Below are 7,510 nucleotides of genomic sequence, written 5' to 3' on the forward strand. Positions count from 1 at the left end.
CTTGGAGCGGACGGTGCCGGACCGACGGCCGGGAGAGGCGCGCCGGACGGTTGACGCGCCGCTGACATGCGACGAGGCACGCGGTGCGAGAAGCTGGAGAGATCGCAGGAGGCGGCGACGCGGCCCGAAGGAAGTGTTTGCCCACCATGCCGGATCACACGCAGCATCACGCACGCGACCGGACGCCCAGCCCGACCCGGAGTGACCTGGGCAGACGGGTCGTGGCACGCCGTGAGCAACTGGGTCTCACGCGTGAGGAGACGGCCGAACGCGCCGGGTCGGCGCCCGAGTACATCCAGTACGTCGAGGAGCAGCAGGCCGCACCGGGAACCGGCTTTCTGCTGAGGCTGGCCCAGGCACTGGAGACCACCGTCGGTGAATTGACGGGAGCGGGCACGGATCTGCCCTCCGGGGTCGGCCGGGCCGCCCGCCATCCCGAGCTGATCACACTCAGCGCGGAAGAATGCCGGGCACTGCTGTCGACTCATGGCGTCGGCCGGGTGGCGGTGGCCACGCGCGAGGGACCCGCCGTCATTCCTGTCAATTACGTCGTCGTCGACGGCGCCGTCACCTACCGAACGGCGCCCGGCACCGCGGCGGCCGCGGCGGCGGACAAGGAAGTCGCCTTCGAGGTCGACCATATCGACGACGCGATGAGCAAGGGCTGGAGCGTCAATGTCGTCGGCACCGCGCGTGCCGTCACCGGAGACGCGGCGGCCCGCGGCCTGGACCAGCAGGCGTACACCGAACCCTGGGCAGGCGGTGACCGCCCGCTGTGGCTGTCGATCTTTCCTGCCCGTATCAGCGGCCGTCGCATAGACACCGCGTCGACCCGTCCGCGGAAGCGCGGTGGCGGCGCACGGCTCACCGATCGCCAAGGACAACAACGCTCATGAAACACGTCTCGCTCGCCGGTCTCGATGTCTCCCGCATCGGGCTCGGCTGCATGGGAATGTCGGCGTACTACACCGGCGCCGGAACCGACATGACGGAATCGATCCGAACCATCCACCGGGCGCTCGACCTCGGCGTGACCCTTCTGGACACCGCGGAGGTCTACGGCCCGTACACCAATGAGGAGTTGGTGGGCCGGGCCATAGCCGGCCGTCGTGACCAGGTGGTGCTGGCCACGAAGTTCGGCTTCATCTCCCACCCGGACGGAGACGCCCAGCGGTTCGACAGTTCGCCGGAGAACATCCGGCTCGCGCTCGAAGGATCGCTCCGCAGGCTCGGCACCGACCACATCGATCTCTACTACCAGCACCGGGTCGATCCCGGTACGCCCATCGAGGAGACGATGGGAGCGCTCGGCGACCTGGTGACGGAAGGCAAGATCCGGCACATCGGCCTGTCCGAGGCCAGTCCGGAGACCATCCGCCGCGCACACGCGGTGCGTCCTGTCACCGCGCTCCAGTCGGAGTACTCGCTGTGGACCCGGGACCCCGAGGCGGAGGTGCTGCCGACGCTGCGGGAACTCGGCATCGGTTTCGTCCCTTACTCCCCGCTGGGCCGGGGCTTTCTGACCGGGCGCATCCGCAGCACCGAGGAGCTGGCCGACGGCGACTTCCGCAGGACCAACCCGCGCTTCACCGAAGGAAACTTCGAGCAGAACCTGCGCATCGTCGACGAGGTGGAGGACGTGGCACGGGACGCCGGTGCGACGCCGGCACAGGTCGCGCTCGCCTGGCTGCTCTCCCGAGGCGACGACATCGCACCGATTCCCGGCACCAAGCGTGTGTCCCGGCTGGAGGAGAACGCCGGAGCCGACAGCGTACGGCTGACCTCCGAGCAGATCGACCGGCTGAGCTCGATCGCCGCGCCGTCGGGCGACCGCTACGAGGACATGACACCGCTCAACCGCTGACGGCGTGCCCGCCCGGCGTCGAGGCGCCGGCCGGCCGCTCCATGGCCACGGCCCTCTTCATGAGCCTGAAATCGCGCGGGTCGTGGCTCAGCCGGTCTCGGGACGGCGCAGGTGATGGGCGAGAAAGGCGACGCTCCGGGCCACGAGCGGCCCGACGTCGGCGTTGAGGAAGATGTGTTCGGCGCCCGGTACGGCGACGAGCTCCACCTGGTTGCTGGCGGCCCGCAGGAGTCCGGCCAGTCGCTCGCTGTGCTCGAACGGGACGAGTGTGTCCCGGCTTCCGTGGATCAGGAGGAAGGGCGGCGCGCAGGAGCGCGCGTAGCTGACAGGACTGGCCGCTGCCGCGAGGCGCGGCCGGTCGGCCGGGTCGCCGCCCAGCAAGGTCGTGAAGGGATCGTCGGGGCCGGGCCTGTCCGGCAGCAGCGGCCGCAGATCGGAGATCCCGTACCAGTCCACGACCGCCGCGACCGTCGTGTCGCCCTCCGTGACTCCCTCCGTCCCTTCGAGCCCTTCGAGCCCTTCGAGCGCTTCGAGCGCGGCATGGTCCGCGCCGGTCAGTCCGGCCAGCGCGGCCAGGTGACCGCCGGCCGACTCGCCCCACACGCCGATCCGTGTCCCGTCGATGCCGAGCCGTTCGGCGTAGTGGCGCAGATAGCGGATGGCGGCCTTGACGTCGTGCAACTGAGCGGGGAACGGCGCTTCGCGGGCATGGCGGTAGTCGATGGTGGCGACGGCCAGTCCGGCCCGGAGCAGAGAGCCGAACAGCAGGTCCGCGCTCACGGTCGGCGGAGGATGGCGCCGGTCGCCCTCCATCCAGGCGCCGCCGTGGATCCACACCACCACCGGAGCGGATCCGGTCGTGGCGGGAACGGACAGATCGAGCAGCCGCGCCCGGTAACCGGAGTTGGTGGCGTAGCTCAGGCCGTCGTACCGGCGTACGCCGTCGGCGCCGGTGGCGGGAGCGGTCGGTGGCAGTTGTACCGGCGGTACGGCGAGTTCGGGCGGTGGCCAGGTGATGTGGCCGGGCTCGGATTCCACGAGTGCTCCAGAAGTCGTCGGGCGAGGAAGCGGCGCCGTACCGGGCCCGGCGGCAGCCGGCGGCCGTACCGGGCCCGGCGTCGGCAGGTCCGCTGGTAAGGCGGTCATTCCTTGGTCGCTCCGGCGAGCATCCCGGACACCAGCGTGCGCTGAGAGAACAAGAAGAGCACCAGAACGGGCAGGATGGCGACGAGAATCGCCAGGGACAGCTCCGGGATGGTGATGTTCAGACCGGCACCGGCCACCGGGTTGAACGCCGGAGTGGAGGTCAGCAGTTGGTTCAGACCCACCTGGACGGGGAACTGCTCGCTGCTCGGCAGGACGAGATAGGGCAGGAAGAAATTGTTCCAGTTGCCGACGAAGCTGAAGAACGCGACCAGCCCGACCACAGGCTTCGCCAGCGGCAGCGCGATACGGGAGAAGAGCTGCCACTCCGTGCAGCCGTCGATCCGCGCGGCCGCCAGAAGGTCCCTGGGCAGGCTGCTGCCGAAGTAGATGTAGACCAGGTACACACCGAACGGATAGAAGGAGAAGGGCAGGATCACGGACCAGACGGTGCCGATCAGATGAAAACGGTTCAGCTCCAGGAAGACCGGCAGTACCAGAGTGGCCTGCGGCATGATCATCGTGACCAGGGTGACCGTCAGCAGGGTCTTGCGGCCGCGGAACTTCGTCAGGGCCAGCGCGTAGCCGGCCGGCACACTGACGGCCAGCGTCAGTACGAGCGATCCGCCCGAGTAGACGGCGGAGTTGCGCAGCCAGGTGGCCATGGCGCCGTCCTGGAAATCGAACAGATGCCGCCAGGCGGTGCCGATCTGCTGGAACGAGCCGAAGGACAGCGGGTTGTCGTGCACCACTTGGCCGGCGGTCTTCGACGGTGCGAGCAGCAGCCAGATCACCGGCAGTACGAAGAACACCAGCAGCGCGGCCAGTAGAACGCCCACGACCAGGAAGGACACGGCCCGGGAGGGCCGGACGCGCCGGCCTGCGGCTGTTGACGGGAGAGCGGATTGTGTCATTTCTCGTCCAACTTGAACAGGTTCGATCGGGCGACCAGCAGACCGGCGGCCACGAGTCCCAGCGCCAGCAGAAAGACGGAGATGGCGGCGGCGCCGTTGAAGTCGCCCTGCTGGAATGCGTAGACATAGGCGAGCTGATTGGGTGACCAGGTCGGGCTCACCCGGCCGAGGCTGGCCGTCTGGAGTAGCTGGGGCTCGACGAAGAGCTGGGTGCCGGTGGCGAAGGCCATGATCGCCATGTACACGATCCACTGCCGGATCATCGGGATCTGGATGTGCCAGGCGGTGCGCCAGGGCCCCGCGCCGTCCATCCGGGCGGCCTCCAGCACCTCGTCCGGGATGTTGTTCAGCGCGCCGTACATCACGACCATCCAGCCGCCGGCGCCGGTCCAGAAGGCGATCAGCATCAGGATCAGCGGCAGATTGCCGGGCGCGAGCACGGCCGCGAAGCTGTGCATGCCCATGCTGTTGAGCAGCCAGGACACCGGGCTGACGTCCGGGTCCAGCATGAACAGCCAGACCAGGATGCTCGCGACCCCGGCGAGGGCGCCGGGGATGTAGTACAGGAAGCGGAAGAGCGCCGAGGTGCCCGGCCGCACCCGGCTGCGCAGGACCACCGCGACCAGCACCACCAGGACGACCAGGACGACCAGCCACATGACGAGGTAGACCAGCATGTGGGTGAAGGCCGGGACGAAACGGTAGTCCTGGGCGACCTTCAGGAACTGGTTGAACCCGGTGAACTGGCCCCGGTCGTTGGTAAGCGCCAGATAGAACGAGTAGGCGGTCGGGAAGACACCGAACGCGAGCAGCAGCAGCGCGTAGCCGGCGACGAAGAGGTAGCCCGCGGGGCCGGGGCCCCTCCGCCGCGGCACAGTGCCGCGGCGGAGGGTGGAGACGGCGACGCGCTCGGTCTCCAGCAGGGTCATTCGCCGACCACCTGGTATCCCTCGGCCTGTGCCTGGTTACTGATCTCCCGCTGCCAGGTCGGCAGTGTGGAGACCAGGCTCTTGCCCGAGGTCAGGGCCGGCAGTACGACGCTGGACCAGGCCGTGGCGTCCGAGAACTTGGTGTTCGACCAGCCGGTCCACACCTCGTCGGCGGCCTGCTGGAAGGGCTCGCTCACGTCGTTGGCGAAGTAGTCGCTGTTGGCCGGGTTCGCCAGCCACGCCTCCGCGGCCTTGGTGTAGGCCGGATAGGTGGGCGCGGACGCCTGGTTCTCGTCGGAGGTGGTCAGCCAGGTGACCAGATCCGAGGACGCCTTCAGATTGGCGCTGTGCGAGGACACCATCCACACGCCGCCGCCGACATTGCCGGTGGTGGCCGTGGTCTCACCGGGCCAGGTCAGCGGAGGCGCCACGGCGATCTGCTTGGCCGGTGCCTTGAAGGCCGCCTTGAACAGATACTGGCCGTACCAGGACGGTCCGTACGCCATCAGGACCTTGTCGCCGCTGTCCTTGGCGAAGCCCTGGCTGAAGAAGCCCTTGGTGGTGACGGCCTTGGCGGAGATCAGCCCGTCCAGCAGCGTGGCCATGCGGACGCACTTCTCGTCCTTCAGGTCGCTGCGCAGAGTGTTCGGCTTCACCAGGCTGAACGCCGGGCACTGGCCGGACCAGAAATACGACTCGTGGGAGTTGGTGTCGCCGACGGAGCCGACCAGGTAGCCGGGGTGCTCCTTCGCCACCCGCTTGCCCAGCGCCTCGTACTGCTCCCAGGTGGTGGGGACCGGGTATCCCCACTTGTCCATGAGCGCCTTGTTGTACCAGAGGACCACCTGCGCGATGTCATTGCGCAGGCAGTAGGTGTGGTCGTTGAACTGGCAGGGCGCCAGAGAGCCCTTGGCGAATCCGTCCAGCGTGGCGCTCGGTACGAGCTTGTCGTCCAGAGGCGCGGCGAACGGCTGTCCGCCGGGCTTGGTGGGCTCGGACGCCCAGGTCACATCGGTGGGCGAGCCGAACACCACGTCCGGCCAGCCGCTGCCGGTCCGGTCGAAGAGCTGCACCTTCGACTGGAGATATGTGGAGCCGTCGGCGCCGCCGTCGTACGTGACGATCTTCATCTTCACGTCCGGGTGCGACTTCTGGTACGCCTGCACCGACGGCAGCCGGGTCGAGTCGGCCCACACCGTGATCTGTGAGCCGTCCTTCTGCGCGACCGGCTTGAACGCCGGCGCCGAGGAGGCGGATGGCCCGGTCGCGGTGTCGGCACTGGCACAGCCGGCCAGCACGGCCGCTGTGGCCAGGGAGAGCGCGGCCGCGGCGGTGCGCAGCACGGTACGGCGTCGGCCGGCTCTCGGAGATCCGGAAGACCTCATTGTCTTGCCTTTCTTGTTCTCGCGTGGGACAGGTAACGCGCCGGATGGGGGCGCCGGGTGCGGTGGCGGGCGGACTACTGCCGACCGGCCACCGCCCGGTCAGCGCGGCTGCTCGACGAAGGGCTGGAGGGCGTTGCCGTAGCCGAAGTCGAGCGGGAGGGCAATGCCCGGCCCCGTGGGGGCGTGCACCAGACCCTGAGCGTCCACATGGCGCTCGCGGACGACCTTCGTCGCGGTCACCAGGGACTCGTAATAGGTGGTGTTGGAGATGGCCATGCACAGGTGGTGGTTCGGGATGTCCGAACCGTGCACCTCGGCACGCAGCCGGTAGGCGTCGGCGAGATGTGCGGTGCGCATGGCGCCGGTGATTCCGCCCCGGAGGGTGGTGCCGGCCCGTACACCGAAGGTGGCGGCGCCGGCCCTGATGAAGTCCGCGGAGTTCATATGTGCTCCGTCGGAGGTCTCGGCCACCAGCAGTGGTATGTCCACGGCCGTGGCCAGCTTCTGATACGCCGAGATGCTGAACTCGCGCATCGGCTCCTCGTACCAGAGGTAGTCCGCCTCCGACAGCGCCCGGCCCAGCCGGATCGCGTCGGGCAGGTCGAAGCCGGCCGACCCGTCGTACATGAGCGGGACCGAAGGACCGACGTGTTCCCGCAGCGCCAGACACAGCTCGGCGTCACGGCGCGCGTCGCCCCAGGCGTGCAGCTTGATACCGCGGTAGCCCAGTTCCAGGCACTGGTCCGCCACATCGAGGAACTCCGCGATGCTGGAGAACGTCGAGGTGGAGGCGTAGGCGGGAATCGCCTCGCGGAAACCGCCGAGCAGCCGCCAGACCGGCTGGCCGTGGTACCGGCCGGCCAGGTCCCACAGCGCGGTGTCGATGAGGCCCAGGGTCGGGAGCGGGAGTTCGTGGATACGGTCCAGCTCCCACACCCGGTGCCACAGCCATTCCCGCTGGAACGGGTCGGCCCCGACCAGTTCGTCACGGAAGACCCGCTCCACCAGGTCCCGCAGAGTGGTGAAGGCTCCCGGCCTGGCGAACAGAGCCACTCCCTCGGCTCCCTCGTCGGTGCCGATGCGCAGGACCGCGCCGTCGCCCACCGGAGCGCTTCCGCTCAGTCCGTCCCGCCAGCGGAAGGGCGGACTGGCCGCCGGAACATCGATCCGGTGTACTTCGACATGGGTGATCTTCATTCTGGCTTTCGTTTCTGTGGGGGCGGGCCGGCCCGCCCCCACAGAAACGAAAGCCAGAATGAAGATCACCCATGTCGA

7 protein-coding genes are annotated in these 7,510 nt (G+C 68.7%); 2 read left to right on the forward strand and 5 right to left on the reverse strand.

Translation table 11 applies throughout. The annotated features are described in order from the left end of the window. The first annotated feature begins 146 nt into the window (after positions 1–146). Positions 147–896 (forward strand): helix-turn-helix domain-containing protein, encoded by a 750-nt coding sequence (locus PV679_RS32555; protein WP_319684442.1) that lies wholly within the window; start codon positions 147–149, stop codon positions 894–896. Then, positions 893–1,864 (forward strand): aldo/keto reductase, encoded by a 972-nt coding sequence (locus tag PV679_RS32560; RefSeq protein WP_319684444.1) that lies wholly within the window; start codon positions 893–895, stop codon positions 1,862–1,864. Before PV679_RS32555 ends, PV679_RS32560 begins: the two co-directional genes overlap by 4 nt. An 87-nt stretch (positions 1,865–1,951) precedes the next feature. Here PV679_RS32560 and PV679_RS32565 read toward each other — a convergent pair whose 3' ends face one another. From PV679_RS32565 to PV679_RS32585, 5 genes are all read right to left on the reverse strand, one after another. Next, entirely contained in the window at positions 1,952–2,902 is a 951-nt protein-coding gene (locus PV679_RS32565; RefSeq protein WP_319684446.1) for an alpha/beta hydrolase, read from the reverse strand. 104 nt (positions 2,903–3,006) lie between these two features. Next, complete coding sequence (locus PV679_RS32570) at positions 3,007–3,921, reverse strand: carbohydrate ABC transporter permease (RefSeq protein ID WP_319684448.1); 915 nt, start codon at positions 3,919–3,921, stop codon at positions 3,007–3,009. Then, positions 3,918–4,850, reverse strand: a complete 933-nt coding sequence (locus tag PV679_RS32575) for a sugar ABC transporter permease (protein WP_319684450.1) — start codon at positions 4,848–4,850, stop codon at positions 3,918–3,920. The genes PV679_RS32570 and PV679_RS32575 overlap by 4 nt, the downstream gene beginning before the upstream one ends. Continuing rightward, a complete protein-coding gene (locus tag PV679_RS32580; protein ID WP_319684452.1) occupies positions 4,847–6,235 on the reverse strand; it encodes an ABC transporter substrate-binding protein in 1,389 nt (462 codons plus the stop codon). Before PV679_RS32580 ends, PV679_RS32575 begins: the two co-directional genes overlap by 4 nt. A 99-nt stretch (positions 6,236–6,334) precedes the next feature. Then, positions 6,335–7,432, reverse strand: coding sequence for an enolase C-terminal domain-like protein (locus PV679_RS32585; protein WP_319684454.1), 1,098 nt, complete (start codon positions 7,430–7,432; stop codon positions 6,335–6,337). Positions 7,433–7,510 lie beyond the last annotated feature (78 nt).

Origin of the sequence: Streptomyces sp. AK02-01A (assembly GCF_033795305.1) — a bacterium.
Lineage (GTDB): Bacteria > Actinomycetota > Actinomycetes > Streptomycetales > Streptomycetaceae > Streptomyces.